The sequence below is a fragment of the Marinobacter sp. V34 genome (assembly GCF_055524115.1).
In genome coordinates this window covers 440,338-456,438 of record NZ_JBUPZY010000002.1, presented here as the reverse complement: position 1 = coordinate 456,438, position 16,101 = coordinate 440,338, and the positions used below count along the sequence as shown (strand labels likewise).

At 57.4% G+C, this 16,101-nt stretch carries 15 protein-coding genes; 6 read left to right on the top strand and 9 right to left on the bottom strand.

The window, feature by feature from the left end; translation table 11 throughout:
- Nucleotides 1–4: 4 nt before the first annotated feature.
- Together AC0B60_RS05125 and AC0B60_RS05120 are read right to left on the bottom strand one after the other, a co-directional pair.
- Nucleotides 5–1,108 carry a GGDEF domain-containing protein gene (locus tag AC0B60_RS05125; RefSeq protein WP_465084573.1) on the bottom strand — a complete coding sequence of 368 codons (1,104 nt, stop codon included), beginning with the start codon at nucleotides 1,106–1,108 and terminating at the stop codon, nucleotides 5–7.
- Between the two features lie 137 nt (nucleotides 1,109–1,245).
- The gene (locus tag AC0B60_RS05120; protein ID WP_465084571.1) at nucleotides 1,246–2,061 is read right to left on the bottom strand and encodes an SDR family NAD(P)-dependent oxidoreductase; all 816 of its coding nucleotides are present in this window, start codon (nucleotides 2,059–2,061) and stop codon (nucleotides 1,246–1,248) included.
- Between the two features lie 236 nt (nucleotides 2,062–2,297).
- Between AC0B60_RS05120 and AC0B60_RS05115 the strand changes: the two genes are divergently transcribed.
- A complete protein-coding gene (locus AC0B60_RS05115; RefSeq protein ID WP_465084570.1) occupies nucleotides 2,298–2,756 on the top strand; it encodes an NfeD family protein in 459 nt (152 codons plus the stop codon).
- Nucleotides 2,757–2,758: 2 nt separating this feature from the next.
- A complete protein-coding gene (locus tag AC0B60_RS05110) occupies nucleotides 2,759–3,793 on the top strand; it encodes an SPFH domain-containing protein (RefSeq protein WP_465084568.1) in 1,035 nt (344 codons plus the stop codon).
- Nucleotides 3,794–3,825: 32 nt separating this feature from the next.
- Here AC0B60_RS05110 and yfbR read toward each other — a convergent pair whose 3' ends face one another.
- Nucleotides 3,826–4,419 carry a 5'-deoxynucleotidase gene (gene yfbR, locus AC0B60_RS05105; RefSeq protein WP_465084566.1) on the bottom strand — a complete coding sequence of 198 codons (594 nt, stop codon included), beginning with the start codon at nucleotides 4,417–4,419 and terminating at the stop codon, nucleotides 3,826–3,828.
- A gap of 110 nt (nucleotides 4,420–4,529) precedes the next feature.
- On the opposite strand from yfbR, the gene AC0B60_RS05100 reads away from it, so the two are divergent.
- A complete protein-coding gene (locus AC0B60_RS05100) occupies nucleotides 4,530–5,372 on the top strand; it encodes an amino acid ABC transporter substrate-binding protein (protein ID WP_465084565.1) in 843 nt (280 codons plus the stop codon).
- A gap of 14 nt (nucleotides 5,373–5,386) precedes the next feature.
- Here AC0B60_RS05100 and AC0B60_RS05095 read toward each other — a convergent pair whose 3' ends face one another.
- On the bottom strand, nucleotides 5,387–8,299 hold the full coding sequence (locus AC0B60_RS05095) for a DUF748 domain-containing protein (protein ID WP_465084563.1): 2,913 nt from the start codon (nucleotides 8,297–8,299) through the stop codon (nucleotides 5,387–5,389).
- A gap of 233 nt (nucleotides 8,300–8,532) precedes the next feature.
- Between AC0B60_RS05095 and pdxH the strand changes: the two genes are divergently transcribed.
- The 3 genes from pdxH to AC0B60_RS05080 all read left to right on the top strand — a co-directional run bounded on the left by pdxH (nucleotide 8,533) and on the right by AC0B60_RS05080 (nucleotide 10,468).
- Nucleotides 8,533–9,168 (top strand): pyridoxamine 5'-phosphate oxidase, encoded by a 636-nt coding sequence (gene pdxH / locus AC0B60_RS05090; RefSeq protein WP_465084561.1) that lies wholly within the window; start codon nucleotides 8,533–8,535, stop codon nucleotides 9,166–9,168.
- A gap of 40 nt (nucleotides 9,169–9,208) precedes the next feature.
- Nucleotides 9,209–9,796: a DNA-3-methyladenine glycosylase I gene (locus AC0B60_RS05085; RefSeq protein ID WP_465084560.1), complete on the top strand. Its 588-nt coding sequence runs from the start codon at nucleotides 9,209–9,211 to the stop codon at nucleotides 9,794–9,796.
- A gap of 219 nt (nucleotides 9,797–10,015) precedes the next feature.
- Complete coding sequence (locus AC0B60_RS05080; protein WP_465084558.1) at nucleotides 10,016–10,468, top strand: DUF3429 domain-containing protein; 453 nt, start codon at nucleotides 10,016–10,018, stop codon at nucleotides 10,466–10,468.
- Here AC0B60_RS05080 and AC0B60_RS05075 read toward each other — a convergent pair.
- From AC0B60_RS05075 to AC0B60_RS05055, 5 genes are all read right to left on the bottom strand, one after another.
- Nucleotides 10,465–11,445, bottom strand: a complete 981-nt coding sequence (locus tag AC0B60_RS05075) for a sigma-70 family RNA polymerase sigma factor (RefSeq protein ID WP_465084557.1) — start codon at nucleotides 11,443–11,445, stop codon at nucleotides 10,465–10,467. The genes AC0B60_RS05080 and AC0B60_RS05075 overlap by 4 nt on opposite strands.
- Nucleotides 11,446–11,564: 119 nt before the next feature.
- On the bottom strand, nucleotides 11,565–13,007 hold the full coding sequence (locus tag AC0B60_RS05070) for an aspartate kinase (protein ID WP_465084555.1): 1,443 nt from the start codon (nucleotides 13,005–13,007) through the stop codon (nucleotides 11,565–11,567).
- A 51-nt stretch (nucleotides 13,008–13,058) separates the two neighbouring features.
- Complete coding sequence (gene ectB / locus AC0B60_RS05065) at nucleotides 13,059–14,327, bottom strand: diaminobutyrate--2-oxoglutarate transaminase (protein WP_465084553.1); 1,269 nt, start codon at nucleotides 14,325–14,327, stop codon at nucleotides 13,059–13,061.
- 131 nt (nucleotides 14,328–14,458) lie between these two features.
- The gene (gene ectA, locus AC0B60_RS05060) at nucleotides 14,459–14,974 is read right to left on the bottom strand and encodes a diaminobutyrate acetyltransferase (RefSeq protein WP_465084552.1); all 516 of its coding nucleotides are present in this window, start codon (nucleotides 14,972–14,974) and stop codon (nucleotides 14,459–14,461) included.
- A gap of 149 nt (nucleotides 14,975–15,123) precedes the next feature.
- Nucleotides 15,124–16,098 (bottom strand): hypothetical protein, encoded by a 975-nt coding sequence (locus AC0B60_RS05055; protein ID WP_465084550.1) that lies wholly within the window; start codon nucleotides 16,096–16,098, stop codon nucleotides 15,124–15,126.
- Nucleotides 16,099–16,101 lie beyond the last annotated feature (3 nt).

The window sequence follows — 16,101 nt, the reverse complement described above, 5'->3', positions numbered from 1 at the left end:
AGGCTCAGGTCCCTGCGTGCGGTTGTACGCGGGGACCTTTGACCGAAGACACGCCGGCCCTGACCACCGTATTACGGCCGGCACGCTTTCCGCTGAACAGGCAGCGATCTGCGATACGGAACAAAGTTTCTGCCTCAGTCGCATGATCAGGATAATGGGCAATGCCAAACGACGCCGTTACCCCGATAGTAGCCTCGCCGTATGACAACCTGCTGTCCGCAATGCGATGACGCAGTTCGTCCATCAGCTCGAAAGAGTCCTCTGGTTTGACATCTCGCAGGATCAGCCCAAATTCCTCTCCTCCCAGCCGACCAACGGCGTCCGTCGTGCGCAGGCGTTCTGTCAACCTCTGGCCGATGCTTCTTAGCACATGATCTCCGGCATCATGGCCCATGGTGTCGTTCACTACCTTGAAGTGGTCGATATCCATAATCACCAGGGCAAACCCTGAACCACTGCGGGCACACTCCGCGAGGGTACGGGCCAGGGTGCTCTGGAAGTTGGCACGGTTGGCCAGCCCTGTAAGCGCATCGGTCTGTGCAAGAGTAAACAGTTTTTGCTCAGCTTCCTCGCGACGGGTTTCATAAAGATGGATAAAACCCAGCATCAGAATGGCGCAGAGCACCATGTTTAGAAGGTCGATCATGCCGCCGGCATCAGCGACGAATTCCAGGTGGAAATAGTAGGTTACACAACCTGCCAACACGAACGGCGCGCTGAGTAGGAAACCTTCTTTCTTACCCAGCAGCAAATACGCCAGAACTGGCATCATCAATACCCACACAAAGGCAGACACCGAGGCTTCGGGTACCAGCATGATCAGCAATGCAAAGGAAAATCCCGCCATCAGGTAACTGTAGATCCAGACCTGGAGACGAGGCGTGCGGTTGATTCGGGTGGCCCCAAGGAACAGGGCAAGGCTGGCGATAAACTCCCCCGTCGCCAGCCAGATATAGCCGTTCAGAATCTGAAGACAGCCAAACATCACCAGCGCGGAACCGGTCACCAGGAACAACGCCCGCATCAGCGAGCGACGATGAGTATCCCGGAGCCCTGAGCGGCTTTGCTCAAGCGATGCACCGAGGTCCGGGTGCTGGAGTGCTTTCATGCTGCCTCTTTCCCTGAAATACAGCGTGGTTTGGAGTGAGTGACTGTATGTAAAATATACAGCGGCAATCACCGGGCTTCAATCATCCCGGCTGCCGATCCAGCAACCATGGCAACACGACAAGCATGAAAAAGGAATCAGATGTAAAGATTTTTCCGTGAAAAGCGCTCAACCAGGGGCTGGTATGCGGAACCCAGAACCCGGTTCAAGGCGTCGATGCCCCAGGCGTCGGGCCCAACCAGAATACGGGATTCGTCCTTCAGAATGCCCCGAACGATGGTATTCGCAGCCTTTTCCGGGGTGGTCATTGCAAGCTTGTCAAAGCCCTTGCGCTGGGCTTCGGCGTTCTCCGACTTGCCCATACGCGCCGCATTCGCAATGTTGGTGCGGATGCCACCGGGGTGAACGCAGCTGACTGCGACAGGCTGTTTTTCCAGTTTCATTTCCTGGCGCAGTGACTCGGTAAAGCCCCGAACCGCGAATTTGGCAGCGTTGTAAGCACTTTGTTTGGGAACACCGATCAGTCCGAACACACTGGAAATATTCACCACGTGACCATCCCCAGAAGCAATCAGGTGTGGCAGGAATGCCCGGGTACCATAGGCCACGCCCCAGAAATCGATATCCATGACCCACTTGAAGTCTTCGTCGGTCATCTCGCGCACGGACGCCGACAGGGCAACCCCGGCGTTGTTGATCACCAGGTTTACCTGGCCGAAATCCTTCATCACTTGTTCGGCATGGGCGTAGATGGCATCCCGGCCTGACACGTCCAGAACATAGGTGCGAACCTCAACCTCACTGCAACCGGCTGCCGTTTCTGCAAGACCCGCCTCATTAACGTCGGAAAGCGCCAGGCGACACCCCTTTTCTGCCAGTGCAACAGCCAGTGCCCTGCCAATACCAGAACCGGCGCCGGTGACGACAGCTACCTTGTTATTCAGATTCTTCATGGTCGACGATCTCTTGTTGTGCGATGTGTTACTCACTCTAACAGGTGCTCCGCCACAGGATATGGCAAAAGCGCACCTTCCACCGGGGCATTCGGGCCACCTTCCATCTATACGATTTGCCACTCGCGAAATCGTGACTCCCACACTCTGAGCGTGCACAATTCACGACGACACAGGCCCGATTTCGTTACAATCGCTTGCCTACCCCTTTTTCTGTCACAAACGGATGTTGCTATATGGAATGGAGCCTCACGCACTTTTGGCTGATACTCGCGCTCGTATTGAGTCTCGCGGAGCTGACCTCCGGCGTGCTGGTCCTGCTGGCACTGGGTATCGCCGCTGCACTGACGGCACTTCTGACCTCACTGGGCACGCCTTTTGAGTGGCAACTGGTGGGTATGGGCGTATTTTCAGGCATTCTGGTGCCCGTCGCCATTCGCTGGATCAGACCACGATTTTCGCCAAAAGGTGTCGCCTATGGCACAACCGGTACGGGCGTTGAACAAGGCAAACCATACCGGACTCTGAAGCGGGACTTCGATGGCGCCAGCGGTATCAAGGTCAACGGCGATTTTTATCGCTTGCGCACCAGCGATACCGGCATGACCGAACTGCCAGAAGGCACTGACGTTATTTTCGAACGTTTTGATGGCACCACCGCCGTTGTTCACACGATCACTCACAAGGAGCAGTAAACATGGAAAACGTTGTTTCCCCCGGGCTGGTAATCAGCCTCATTTTTGTCGTCATTGGTATTTTCATCATCACCAAGGGCCTGGTGATCGTGCGCCAGTCCGAGGTTATGGTCATTGAGCGGTTGGGGTCGTTTAACCGCATTCTGGAAAGTGGCGTGAACATCATCATTCCATTTATCGAACGTCCCCGGGCCATTACCATGACCCGCTACATGCGCATCGGCGACGAGTATCACCCCAGCAGCAGCTTTGAAACCCGCATTGACCGCCGTGAGACGGTCATGGACTTTCCCGGCCAGCCGGTGGTGACCACCGACAATGTGACTGTGAACATCAATGGCGCGTTGTATTACCAGATCATCGACCCGCGCCGCGCCGTTTATGAGGTCGCCAATATGAGCCAGGCAGTGGAAGTATTGGCGAAAACCACCCTGCGCTCGGTGGTAGGCAAGATGGAGCTGGACAAACTGTTTGAGTCCCGCAGCGAGGTGAACAACGCCATCCAGGCTGAGATGGAAGAAGCCGCCTCGAAATGGGGGGTCAAGCTGACCCGTGTTGAGGTTCAGGACATCAGTATGCCGGAAGAAGTGGAGGAGGCCATGCGCCTTCAGATGGCCGCCGAGCGCAAGCGCCGGGCCACGGTCACCGAGGCAGAAGGTGAGAAGTCTGCCGCCATTGCCATGGCCCAGGGCCAGCGAGAGTCCGCCATCCTGAACGCCGAGGGCGACAAGGAATCCGCCATCCTGCGCGCCCAGGGTGAGCAGGAATCCATCCGTCTGGTATTAAGTGCCATGGGTGAAACCGAAGAGAACAAACAGACCGTTATCGGCTACCTGCTGGGCCAAAGCTACATCAAGGTGCTGCCAAACATGGCCAAGGACGGGGAGCGTGTCTTCGTGCCTTACGAGTCGTCCGCCCTGCTGGGCTCCATGGGCATGTTCCGTGAACTGGCGGGCAGCCCCGAGGACATCGTGCGCCAGAGCGTGAAGCAGGATGGCCTGCGCGGTGGCATGGTGGCGTCAGCCGGCAGCAACTAAAGTACCCTGACACTCAGCGGCCCCGGCAACCTCTATTCCAGGAGGTTGTCGAGGGGTCGCTGGTAACCCGGGGCAAACACTTCCAGGAAATACATCACTTCCGGTAAGGCGTCATCCTCCAGTTTTTTCAGGATGTGTCCCGCAGCTGGCTCGAATTCCTTGTTGCCGGCCTGCATTTCAGCCTGGCATTTCAACAATGCCGAGAGCCGGTCGGCCGCCTTGATCAACTCCTTCTCCTCCTTCCCCCATTTGGACTCGCGAACGTAGGGCGCAAAATCCTCCTGCAGATCCGCCGGCAGTAGCGCCAGCAGTTCAGCCTCAGCTTTGTGTTCGATGTCTCCGAAGGCTTCCCGCATAACCTGCGAATGATATTTGACCGGTGTCGGCATATCGCCTGTAATAACCTCTGTGGCATCGTGATAGAGGGCTGCGGCAGCGATCCGGTCAGCGTTGACCTGCCCGCCAAAATGGCGGTTACGAATAATCGCGAGCGCATGGGCCAGAGTAGCCACCTCCCAGGAATGAGTGGCAACATTTTCCTCGATTGCGTTGCGCATCAGCCCCCATCGCTTGATCCACCGCAGGCGAGACACATAGGCAAAGAAATGACTAAGAGGGCGTTTCATATTGAGCGCTTCACGTTTTGCATGAGTTTATAGTTGGCCTCTTTTGACTAAGATTAAACAGTGGTAATGTGAATGAACGTTCAAACCTTGATGCCGGGAAGCACTCTACTTTGAAACTCCAACTCCGATTAAAGCGCAGACACCTACGGAAAGTCGTCGCCCTTCTGATACTGGGCTTAACGCTGACTATCGGTTTTACAACCACTGTTTCGGCCCAGACCGACATTGCTGTCGGTGTCTACAACTTCCCCCCGGTTGCCAGTGTGAACGATAAAAACACGGTGGAAGGCCTACTCGGTGATCTGCTAAGAGAGCTGGATTCAACAAACAACAACGTCACGTTCCGGATTGTCTACACCTCCCCGAAGCGCAGGCACATGGATTTCCACGCGGGATTGTACGACGTCATTTTCTTCGAGAACCCGAGCTGGGGCTGGGAAAACCTGCCCGTTAACACCACCCGACCAATTCTGATGGACGACGATATCTATGTCGCCCTCAATAAACCCGGCCGTGACCAAAGCTTCTTTGACAACGTCACCGAGCGACACCTCGTTGCCATTTCGGGCTATCACTATGGCTTCGCCGGCCTGTCTACGGATAACGCCGAGCTTGAGAAACGATTCAGTATAGAGTTCTCCCACAGCCACAGCCGCAATCTTGAACTGATCAAGGCAGACCGCCCGTCACTGGCCGAAGTGGCCGTGGTCAGTCGCTCCTATTTTCAGAGCCACCTGAACGACAATCCCGAGGACAGGGACAGGTTCCTGGTATCCGATACCCCCGATCAAACCTACCTCCTCCATATCATGGCACGGGAAAACGGCCCCATCGACGCAGAAGCATTGGAGCAACTGCTGTCACCGTTGCTCAAAGACGGGCGGTACCAGCAATTTGTCGGTAAACGCGACCTCCAGTTACCGCCGGGCATCCCCGAGCCGGCAACGCCTTGATCCGAGCCGCTCTGTCACCGCACATCCAGCTCAAAGCTGATGGTTACGGTACCGGCCTCATCGGCCGTGGCATCGCGCACAGGGTCAAGCAGGTATACCTGACTTTCTGATGCTCCATGCTCCTGCAGCATTTGCTCCCGGAGCCATACACCGCGGGATGTTGCCAGGTTGCCCAAGGCCTCTGGCGGCAGATCCACATCCGCTACCAGTCGTTTCACCAGCGCCTGTTCCCACTCCCGTTCGCCCGGTTCTGCGTTCCCGCCGGTAACGTCGTTTCGGAAAGCTTCCACCGATGCCACGTAATCCGAATCCGCGTACGCCTGCTCAAGCCGAGCGATACGCGCTGACGCGGGAGCCCCATCCGCTATGCCCAGTTGCTCGAACAGCTTCTTCCGCCGCAACGCGTCTCCGTCTGCCTCTGGTGCGACGGCTCCACGAACATTGAGCGCCAGGCCAGGGCGCTCATTCAAAGCCTTGCCCAGTGCCTCCAGTTTGACGTCTTCCCCATCGGCAAGCTCGGTGCGCCCCGCTTCAAAACGCACATTGCCCAGCTCTTCTCCCGACAGGCCCGCAAAATCCGCAATCGACCCCAGCATGCTGAATGGCGAAGTGGCGGCTTTGGCAACGAGGTTTACGAATGTCCTCATGACAACCTGACCAATACTGAAGTCCGGACTTTCCAGGTCTCCGCTGATGGGCAGGTTGATATCGATGACACCCTGCCGGTCGCGTAGCAACGCCAGGCCAAGCTTGACCGGTGCACTGACGGCCTCGTCACTCGAAACGGGGCCCCCAAGCTCCAGCCGATCCAGGATGACGCTGTTGGCAGCATCCAGACGGCTGCCGGAAAACTCATAATCCAGATCAAGCTTGAGCTTGCCACTGTCCACGCTGTATCCCAAATAACGACCGAAATACGGCGACAGCATAGGCAGTGAGACGTTCTCCATCGTCAGCTTCAGATCGCTGGTATCTTCGGTTCCCAGGGCGCCCACGGAACCATCCAGTGCCATGGTTGCCACATCGCCAACCCGCCCCTGGATCGAGACCTTGCCCTGTTGCGGCGTCACGTTGCTAAGCCCTGTCACCGAGCCGCGCAACTGGTCGAACCGGGTTGCGAATGTCGGGTCCAGGGTCCGGTCGGTGTAGGAAATGGCGCCTTCTTCCAGCATCAGTTGGCCAATACGGAAGATGACGTCGGGTTCGCCGTCGCCACTGGTGGTTTCCTCGGCTGGAGAGGGGTCATCCGATGGCGAGGATCTGACAATCCGCTCAACGTTGTGCACGCCGTCGCTGTCACGAACCACGTTCACTACGGGGCCCGCCAGGGTAATGGTGCCAATTTGCAGCCGTGCTGGCGCGACGTTGTACTCCAGTGGTTCCAGACGTACGCTCTGCCAACGGATCAGGGGCTGGTCACTGTCGCCAAGGCGCATATCCAGGGATGCCACCTCGCCAGTACCACTAAACGTACCCGTCAGCGGGTCTTGCTGTTGATCCAGATCCAGGTTGCCATCGACAGACAGCAGGCCATCCCTGACCTCCAGGTTCGCCGCCTGGTCGATATAAGCGCCAAACTGCGAAAGGGCAATCCCACTGCCAGACAGCCCGGCTTCAAGTGTGAAAGGTGCCAACGTGGCCTGACCGTTGATCGACAGTTTCCCACCGCCGTTCAGTGCACCACTGGCGTTGTAGTTGACGGGTTCTTCCAGGCGATGGGACATCTCACCAATACTGATCGACAGGTCCTCAAGTGCCAGTTCGGCGGGCATTTCCGGCTGCTCGTCCCGCCAGTTCACTGTGCTGTTGGCCAGTTCCACACCCGCCACCGTCCAGCGAAATGGCGTGCCTGTTCCACCTTCGTCATTGCCTGTTTCGTCCGCACCGTCCTGAAATGGCGCCAGCAGATCGAGTTGGCCGTTCGTGTCGCGGCGCAGGGACAGGCTGACGCCATCGATATTCACGGTGCCGGTGGACAATTCCCGTTCGTTAAGGCCAAAACGGATACCACCCACACTCAGACGGTCGGCGCTCAGCAGCCTATCGTCGTTTCCGGTTTCAAGGCCGATATCGACATCGTCAATCGTGAGCTGGCCCTCCGAGGTGGTTAGATACAGTTCACCGGAAGAACGCAGTTCGTACTGGGAGCTGAGGGTCACGCTGCCGTTGCGAAGCTGGTAGGGAAGATAGGGCTTGAGGAAATGCCGCAGGGTTTCGTGGGACACCTCGCCAAGTTTGAGGAATCCTTTTGAATAGAGAGGGGAGATGCTCAGATTGCCTTCCCACTCAATGGTCTGGCTGCCGACGGCCGCCAACAGGTAATAGTTGCTGTCACCGTCGTCACGGGGCCAGGTTGCCAGGTCGTTCAATGCCAGATCCAGGGGCGTAACCCGGAATTCCTCCTGACCTTGCTGACTGAAATCCCGAAACAGCAGTTCGCCGCCAGAGATCCTGACCCGGTCAAAATAGACTTTGGGCGGCTCGCCGGGATCCGCGTCGTCGGTCGCCGGTTCTTCCCCACCCGGGTTATTGGCCTGCCAGTCCCGGGCGAAGTTAACACTGTAGTCCTCCAGCAAATCCAGGCGAACGTAGGGTTCTTCCAGTTCGATGTCCTGCAGCGCGATGATTCCGGTGAGCAATCGCCAGACGCCGAGGTTGGCATAAAAGCTGTCAAAGGCAACCACCGGTTCCCCGTCAGCGTCCTTGGCCTCCAGCCCTTGGGCTTCAACGCTCATGGCAAAGGGATTCACCTGGATTTCTTCAATCTCGGCCTGCCACCCCATGTGTTGTTCCAGCCGCTCCGGCAGCGTTCGCTCCAGCCACCACGGCAGTATCGCAAACCCGGCGAGTGCATAGATCACCACCAGAACCAGTACCACTATCGAGATGTTTCTGGCAGACAATCGTCGTTTACGGTTCGCAACCACCGGGCTCTCCTTGTTTTCCATTGCTGACAGGCGCGATCTGTCGCCAATCTGTCCACCAAGGATAGCCCGCCAATGACCGGTTTGTCAGCCGGATGGGTTGATGAGGAGGGTGATGAGGAAGGTGATGGGGCTGATGGAGAGTGATGGAGGGTGATGGACTGACATGGGGCAACGAACCCGATATTCTGTTTTCAACGTAACAGGCAACGAAAACCCTCATTCAGGAAACCCGGATGGATATTAGCGATATGCGCCGCGACTTCGAAAGTGAAGGTCTCGAGCGCGATGCCCTTGATGACGACCCCGTCAGACAATTTCAGGTGTGGTTCGAGGATGCCCGTGAGGCCGGCATTCTGGAACCCAATGCCATGTCACTGGCCACCTCGGGCGGAGACGGTATGCCCGACATACGAACTGTATTGCTGAAATACTTCGACGCCGCCGGCTTCGTGTTCTACACCAACTACGGCAGTCGCAAGGCCCAGGAGATGGCCGAGAACCCAAAAGCCGCCCTGCTGTTTCCCTGGATCGGATTGAATCGCCAGGTGCGAATTCAGGGCCATGTGGAAAAAGTCAGCAAATCCGAATCCCTGAGGTACTTCACCTCACGCCCCCGGGGCAGCCAGATTGGTGCCTGGGTATCGGAACAGAGCAGGGCGATCAACTCCCGCGGTCTGCTGGAACAGAAAGTGGCGGAGATGAAACGCCGGTTCAAGGACGGATCGATCCCCCTGCCGGATTTCTGGGGTGGCTACCGCGTGGTACCCGAACGGATCGAGTTCTGGCAGGGACGGCCAAGCCGCCTGCACGACCGCTTTGAATACGTCAAGCAGGGCGATGGCTGGCACATCGACCGTCTACAGCCGTAATCCAGGCGGCTCCACCAACCTCTGACAAGAAGGCAGGACTATGGACAACCACCAACGCTGCCCCTGGTGTGGCGATGACCCACTCTATGTTCACTACCATGACACCGTCTGGGGCCGGCCCGAATACGACGACCTGGCGCTGTTTGAGAAACTCTGCCTGGACGGCCAACAGGCAGGTTTGAGCTGGATAACCATACTCAAGAAACAGGAGAACTACCGCGCCGCCTACGACCATTTCGACCCTGAACGGATCGCCCGTTATGACGAGGCCAAAGTCGAGTCCTTGATGCAGGACAGGGGCATCGTCCGTAACCGCCTGAAAGTCGAGTCCATCATTCGCAACGCCCGGGGCTACCTGGAGCTACGGGATCAGGACCACTCGTTCAGTGACTTCCTGTGGTCGTTTGTCGGTGGAGAGCCTATCCAGAATCACTGGCAGCGCTTTGCCGACGTGCCGGTTTACACCCCCGAGGCCGAAGCCATGTCCAAAGCTTTGAAGAAGCGCGGTTTCAACTTTGTGGGGCCCACCATTGTGTATGCCTTCATGCAGGCCACCGGCATGGTCAATGACCACCTGGTTCAGTGCCCTCAACACGCCGCCTGCCGCGAGCTGGCGGGTAGTTCCTAACCGGCTTCGCGGCGGTGCTGTACGACTGGAATGATCCCAAACGATTCATTGCTCGTAAGTCCGTGGGTAGCACATCATCCCCGCGTTTTACGGTGAGAGTCATACGGTGAGAATAACCCTGGAAGAACTCAGGCAGTCGACCAGCCCGGCCATTGAGACGGTGGGTATGGGATCCGCCGCTATTGAACCAATGAAAGTATGGGTTCAGGGGAAAAGCTCGTGATTGCCGTCGCCAGACTGGCGATCGTTGTGGGCATTGGCGGCCTCCTGCCGTTCCTTGCCGCCATTCTCGGGCTCTTTGCGTTGCCTGATCAGAGCGTGACTATCTCCAGCTATTTCTACCTGTACAGCGCAGGCATTCTGGCATTTATGGCGGGCATTTACTGGCCGCTGGCCATGCAGCTTGAGAATCGCTGCTACCCTATTTCTCCCCTGGTGACCATGTTATTGAGCCAGGTATTCTTCATTACCGCCGGCATTGGTCTGCTACTGCCCACTGCCGCCCAGATTGTTGTTTATACGCTGGCTTATGTCGCGCTCTATGTCGTCGACGCTCGCTGGATGAAAGGCTATTGGCCGGACTGGTATCTGAGGTTGCGACTGGGACTGACGGCTGTCGTCCTGGGGTGTCAGGTAGCGGCGGGCGTCTGGTTCGTTATGGCCCAGGGTTAAGCCGGTCGATATCGGCCCTGCAACTTCTTCAGGGCGCTTTTCTCTATCTGCCGCACCCGCTCCCGACTTATTCCCAAGTCATCGGAGATGACCTGCAGGGTCTCCGGCTCTGGAAGACCCAGGCCGTATCGCCTCGCCAGGACATCCTTCTCCCGCGAACTCAGTTCAGCCAAGAGAGCGGTCAGTGTCCGTCTGCGGTCACGCTGGGCCATGTCGTGGTCCGGCGCGGACTGGTCATCTGCGCTGAGGCTGTCACCCAGCGTAATACCACCCTCCGTGCCCACCGACAGATCCACCGACAGATCCATGCTGGCCAGCGCCCGCAGCTCACCAATGCGGGAAGGCGAAACCTCTATCTCCCGCGCCAGTTCGGTCTGCGACGGCGTGCGGCCCAATGTCTGGTGCAGCATCAGGGACTTTTTCTGCAACAGACGGATTTCATCGACCACGTTTTCAGGGGTATGCACAAGCCGGGTTCCACGCTTCATGCACCGCTTCACCTCTTCGCTGATCCACCAATAGGCATAGGTCGAGAAACGAAAGCCCTTGGTAGGATCAAACCGCTCCACCGCCTTGATCAGACCGACATTGGCATCCTGAATGACATCCGACATGGGAATGCCGCGGTTGGCGTAGCGCCTTGCGATGTGCACCGCGAGCCGGAGGTTACTGCGAATCAGCCGCTGACGGCTTGAGGTGGCAAGATGGTAAGCACGACGACACCGCGTCGAAAAAGCACAGGCGTCACCCAGGCTCCCAACCACGTCGCGGTATGTCTGAGGGATATCTTCCGGCAAGGCCAACTCGGCGGAAATGATCCGATAGCAGAAGGTCAGGCGCCGCGAAAGTCGGCGCTCGCCTTCATTGGTGAGCAATTCGTAACGGGACGCATCCCTGAAGTACAGCCCTACCAGGGATTCCGTTTCTCCGGAATGGGCTATGGTCGGAGACGGCCCCGGGCTCTGAACATCAGTCATGGCACAGGTTCCGATCGCAGATTTCCAGAGGATACGCGCGGAACAGCGTGATGGATCCCCCGTTTCCGGGGGCACAGAGTGTCAGTCGCGGCAATTACCGACGCAGAGAAACCAGCAGATTACGCAGCAACAATCGCGTATTCGTGGTTATGAGGTTCAATCAGCGTGCCGTGAAGCGCCACGATAGTCTTTTCATAGGCGTCTTCATCCACCACAAACTGGATGTCCACCTGCCGCATACACTGGTGCACGGCCAGGACGCTGATGTTCTCATCCGCCAGTGCCTTGACTGACCGAGCCAGAATGCCCGCCACCTTGATGTCACTGCCAATGGCAGACACGATCGCCACCTTGCGGGTGCTGATTTCGGCGTTGGGAAACTCGTCTTTCAGCGCCCTGACGACCCGCTTGACGTGTTTGAGCGTACTGTCCACGTAGTGGGTAATGGTGTTGGCGTTGGTATCCTTCGATACGAAACGCACCTTAAAGCGACCGAGCACCTCCAGAATGCGGCGGTCAGAACCGGGCTCACCCTGCATGTCCTGATCGAACACCTCAATAGCAAACACGCCTTTATTACCGGCGATGATCTCTACCTGAGGCTTCTCACTGACATAGTCGCCGGTGATCAGCGTACCGGTGTGCTCTGGCTCGAAGGTGTTCATCACCCGCAGTGGAATTTCGTTCTGACGCATGCCCTTGCCGGCGCGGGGGTGAATGGCTTCCATACCAAGGTTCGCCAACTGGTCGGCAACATCGTAGTTGGTACGCCCCAGGGGCACGACCTTGTCCGCACCGACAATGTTGGGATCAGCGGAACTGAGGTGGTATTCCTTGTGGATGATCGCTTCGCGGGAGTTGGTAATCACCGCTACCCGGCTGAAGGTCATCTCGCTGTAGCCCCGGTCAAAGGTACGCATCAGACCTTCCTTGCACTGGGCGTAGCCGGTCACAATCGGCAGCTCACGGCTCAGGTCCACCGCATCGAACGCCTGCTTGAGCTTCTCATCCAGCGGCAACAGTTCGTTGTCGCGCCAGCCGGTCAGATCCACAAACCTCGCGTTGATGCCTTCCTGCTGAAGCTTCAGGGCCGTGTTGAAGGCACTGTGAGCCTCGCCAATACCCGCCAGCATTTCACGGACCGTCAGCAGGTGCTCCTCAAGCTGAAACTGGCCATAGGAACACAACCGCTGCAGATCAATCAGGCAGCCGCGAACGCCTTCAATGCGGTCGGTTATGAACTGGTCCGCCTGCTGCTTGAGCATGGGGTCCGGAAACAGCTCGCCATTGATATCGGTCAGGAACTGGATCAGTTTGGTGAGGTCGTCGCCCCAGGCCCAGTCTGACTCGGCATCGGCGAACAGGGCGTAGACGCCCGGCTCTCCGGTTTTCTTGTGCTCCAGCAGTTCGTCGGTGACGCCACCATAGGCAGAGACCACGAAGATGCGCTGGTACAGATCGTCCTTGGTGCGCCCGCCGAGAATAATGTTGTCGCGTACCGCCTCGTAGTTGCTCATGGAGGTGCCGCCGATTTTCTCTACGGTATGTAGTTCGCTAGTCATAGTGTTACCGTCGTTATCCTGCAGAATGAGTGTCGGGAGATGGCCGGCGTCTCAGGACGCCTTGCTCATTCCCTCCTGCATGATTTCGTCCACGCTTTGACCCAGAAGTTTAGCACCTTTGCGCAGATCGTCCTCGCTGGTGGTCAACGGCATCAGGCATTTGATGACTTCATCGTTGGGGCCGCTCGTTTCAATGATCAGGCCCTTTTCAAATGCCCGGCCGGTGATCTTGTCCGTCACTTCGGCGTGGGTGGCTTCAATGCCACGCATCATGCCCCGGCCTTTCATCTTGAACTCGCCCGGGTACTTGTCACAGATCGCCTGCAGCCCTTCAGCCAGAACCTGGGTCTTGGCTTTCACTTCATTGGCAAAGGCATCGTCTTTCCAGTAGGTCTCGACGGCAGCGCGGGCCGTTACGAACGCCATGTTGTTACCCCGGAAGGTACCGTTATGCTCACCCGGTCCCCAGACATCCAGCTCCGGCTTGAACAGCACCAACGCCATCGGCAGGCCGTAACCGCTCAATGACTTGGACACCGTCACGATATCCGGCTTGATGCCCGCGAATTCGAAGCTGAAGAACTCGCCAGTACGTCCGTTACCTGCCTGAATGTCGTCCACAATCAAAAGGATATCGTGCTTTACACACAGCTTCTCAAGGCCCTGCAACCACTCGGCACGGGCCGCGTTGAGGCCGCCCTCGCCCTGGACTGCTTCGACAATGACGGCTGCTGGCAGCTCAAAACCAGACGAACCGTCAGACAGAACCTTGTCCATGATCTCCAGAGTATCAACGTTCTCGCCCAGATAGCCGTCGTAGTACATGAAGTCGACGTTGCCCAGGGGAGTGCCCACACCACCGCGATGGTGCTTGTTACCCGTTGCTGCCACGGCACCCATGGTAACGCCGTGGAAACCGTTGGTGAACGAGATGATGCCGTTACGGCCTTTGACCTTACGCGCCAGCTTCAGTGCTGCTTCCACACAGTTGGTGCCGGTCGGGCCGGTGAACTGCACTTTGTAGTTCAGGCCGCGCGGATCCAGGATGTGCGTCTTATAAGACTCAATGAAATCGTGCTTGGCGGTGGTAAACATGTCCAGGCCCTGGCTGACACCATCGCTTTCAATGTACTCGAGCAGCGCTTTTTTGAGAATGTCGTTGTTGTGGCCATAGTTCAGTGATCCGGCGCCGGCCAGGAAATCGAGGTATTCCTTGCCGTCCTCGGTGTACAAGTGCGCGTTCTTGGCACGGTTAAAAATCACCGGAAAGGCACGGGAATAAACACGTACTTCGGATTCGGTCGACTTGAAAAGTTCCATTGTCTTGCCTCTTAGCATGTCAGGTTCGAGGTAACTGTGCGGTAGCACGTTGGTTGAAGCCGTTGTGACAGATTCACCTCAGCAATCTGCCGGCTAGTCCAAACAGGGGTATCGGTCGTTCGGGAAGGCTGCTACGCCGTCTTTGTGAAAGGCCCAATGCGGAGCAGGAACTCAGAGTCGTGCTTACCGCCAAAGTGGGTGTTTTTCTCAAAGTGCTCGTGGTAGGTCAGTTCAGCACCCATGTCACGGGCAAAAGACCGGAACAGCGCCCAGGAAGCCTCATTGTCTTCAGTGATAGTGGTTTCCATATGGGTCACGTCTTTGCACGCGTCCCGGGCCACAATCGCCTTCAGCATCCGCTTGGCAAGACCTTGCCCACGACCTTTCTCGTGAACGGCCACCTGCCAGACAAAAACGGTTTCGGGCTGTTGGGGGGGAATATATCCGGAAATAAAGCCGACCAGATCGCCGTCTATCTCCGCCGCCACGCCTGTTTCGGCAAAGTGGCTGCACTGCAGGAGGTTGCAGTAGATCGAGTTGGGGTCCAGCGGGGGGCATTGTGCCACCAACTGGTAAAGCCGATAGCCATCATCCTTGACCGGTGTCCGGAGGTTGATGGCGGCGGTATTCGAGCCTTCAGATGTCATAACGTGATCGATTCGCCTCAAAAAGTTAGCGTTAAATTATATAGACCACAAAATATATTTCAAGTCGGCGCTCCGGGGCCGCCAGCCCCGATGGCTACCTCTCACCTTCAGAATAGACATTATTACACCAACCGCCAGTGACAAATTCGTTACCCCATTGAGGACCCCATAGAGGCCCCTATAGAGGGGAACGTAACGTCATCGGCGGTTATCGAAGTCCCCCTGACAATTCGGTCCCGGTACGACACGGCGGCCGCTGAACCGGCCGGCCAGAGCCGGTCAAACTGCGCCAACCAGGCGGCAACATCATAAGCCACCGGCAGCAGTGAGACATTCAAGCCCTGGCGCTCCAGACCGACAACCGGCTCAGCCACGGGGCTCGCCAGACCAATCCGGGTAATCAGCCCGCGGGAATCCTGCAACAGGTTCCCCATTCCGGCTGCCCCGTTATTGGCAACCACACAACTTCGCTCGCTCACCGTGCCCGACCACAGCACTGGCAGGCAGGTGTGAGTGGAGACAATCACATCAGCGCCGCTGGCTCGAAACCACTCCGTCAGCTTCGCCTCGTTTCCAGCGATAAAGGATTCATGAGCCAACCCCCAACCAGCAAGGGATTCAGGATCTCCGTGAATCACCAAAACCTTTAGGCCTCCAAATAACAGGCAACGATAGCGGGGCAGAACGGATAATCGCGCCTGAATATCAGAATGCTCCCCGGCCGCCCCCTGCAACCGCTCCATGATGGCGTTGGAACGCTCCACGACGCCCTCATCCACGAAGTCCGGATAGGCGCATCCGCAGCCAGCGCCGTCATTGGGGTTAGCCAGTTCGTAATCCACATTGCCCAGGCTGACAGTGTGCTCCAGTACCCGATTGTTGATCTCCCGGAACAGCCCGTCGCTGACGTTAAACCAGTTAAAGTCCCCGTTGAACACCAAAGTCACCCGGTGGCCCAGGCGCTCCTCTGCCAGTGCCAGTCGCTCGATTTCATCCAGGGCATAGGGATTTCCGTACAGGCCGCCGATGACATACAGAACGTCCCCGGCCACCTGTTGCGGCTCAGCACACAGCGACGCTGGATCGTAACGGTACGCCAGCGGACAACTCCGGCCCTCGGTCATGCC

Bases quoted from the DNA above. Each gene is read 5' to 3' on its own strand.
- AC0B60_RS05125 (WP_465084573.1), bottom strand. From the start codon at position 1,108: ATGAAAGCACTCCAGCACCCGGACCTCGGTGCATCGCTTGAGCAAAGC.
- AC0B60_RS05115 (WP_465084570.1), top strand. From the start codon at position 2,298: ATGGAATGGAGCCTCACGCACTTTTGGCTGATACTCGCGCTCGTATTG.
- yfbR (WP_465084566.1), bottom strand. From the start codon at position 4,419: ATGAAACGCCCTCTTAGTCATTTCTTTGCCTATGTGTCTCGCCTGCGG.
- pdxH (WP_465084561.1), top strand. From the start codon at position 8,533: ATGGATATTAGCGATATGCGCCGCGACTTCGAAAGTGAAGGTCTCGAG.
- AC0B60_RS05055 (WP_465084550.1), bottom strand. From the start codon at position 16,098: ATGACCGAGGGCCGGAGTTGTCCGCTGGCGTACCGTTACGATCCAGCG.
- AC0B60_RS05070 (WP_465084555.1), bottom strand. From the start codon at position 13,007: ATGACTAGCGAACTACATACCGTAGAGAAAATCGGCGGCACCTCCATG.
- AC0B60_RS05120 (WP_465084571.1), bottom strand. From the start codon at position 2,061: ATGAAGAATCTGAATAACAAGGTAGCTGTCGTCACCGGCGCCGGTTCT.
- ectA (WP_465084552.1), bottom strand. From the start codon at position 14,974: ATGACATCTGAAGGCTCGAATACCGCCGCCATCAACCTCCGGACACCG.
- AC0B60_RS05075 (WP_465084557.1), bottom strand. From the start codon at position 11,445: ATGACTGATGTTCAGAGCCCGGGGCCGTCTCCGACCATAGCCCATTCC.
- AC0B60_RS05110 (WP_465084568.1), top strand. From the start codon at position 2,759: ATGGAAAACGTTGTTTCCCCCGGGCTGGTAATCAGCCTCATTTTTGTC.
- ectB (WP_465084553.1), bottom strand. From the start codon at position 14,327: ATGGAACTTTTCAAGTCGACCGAATCCGAAGTACGTGTTTATTCCCGT.
- AC0B60_RS05085 (WP_465084560.1), top strand. From the start codon at position 9,209: ATGGACAACCACCAACGCTGCCCCTGGTGTGGCGATGACCCACTCTAT.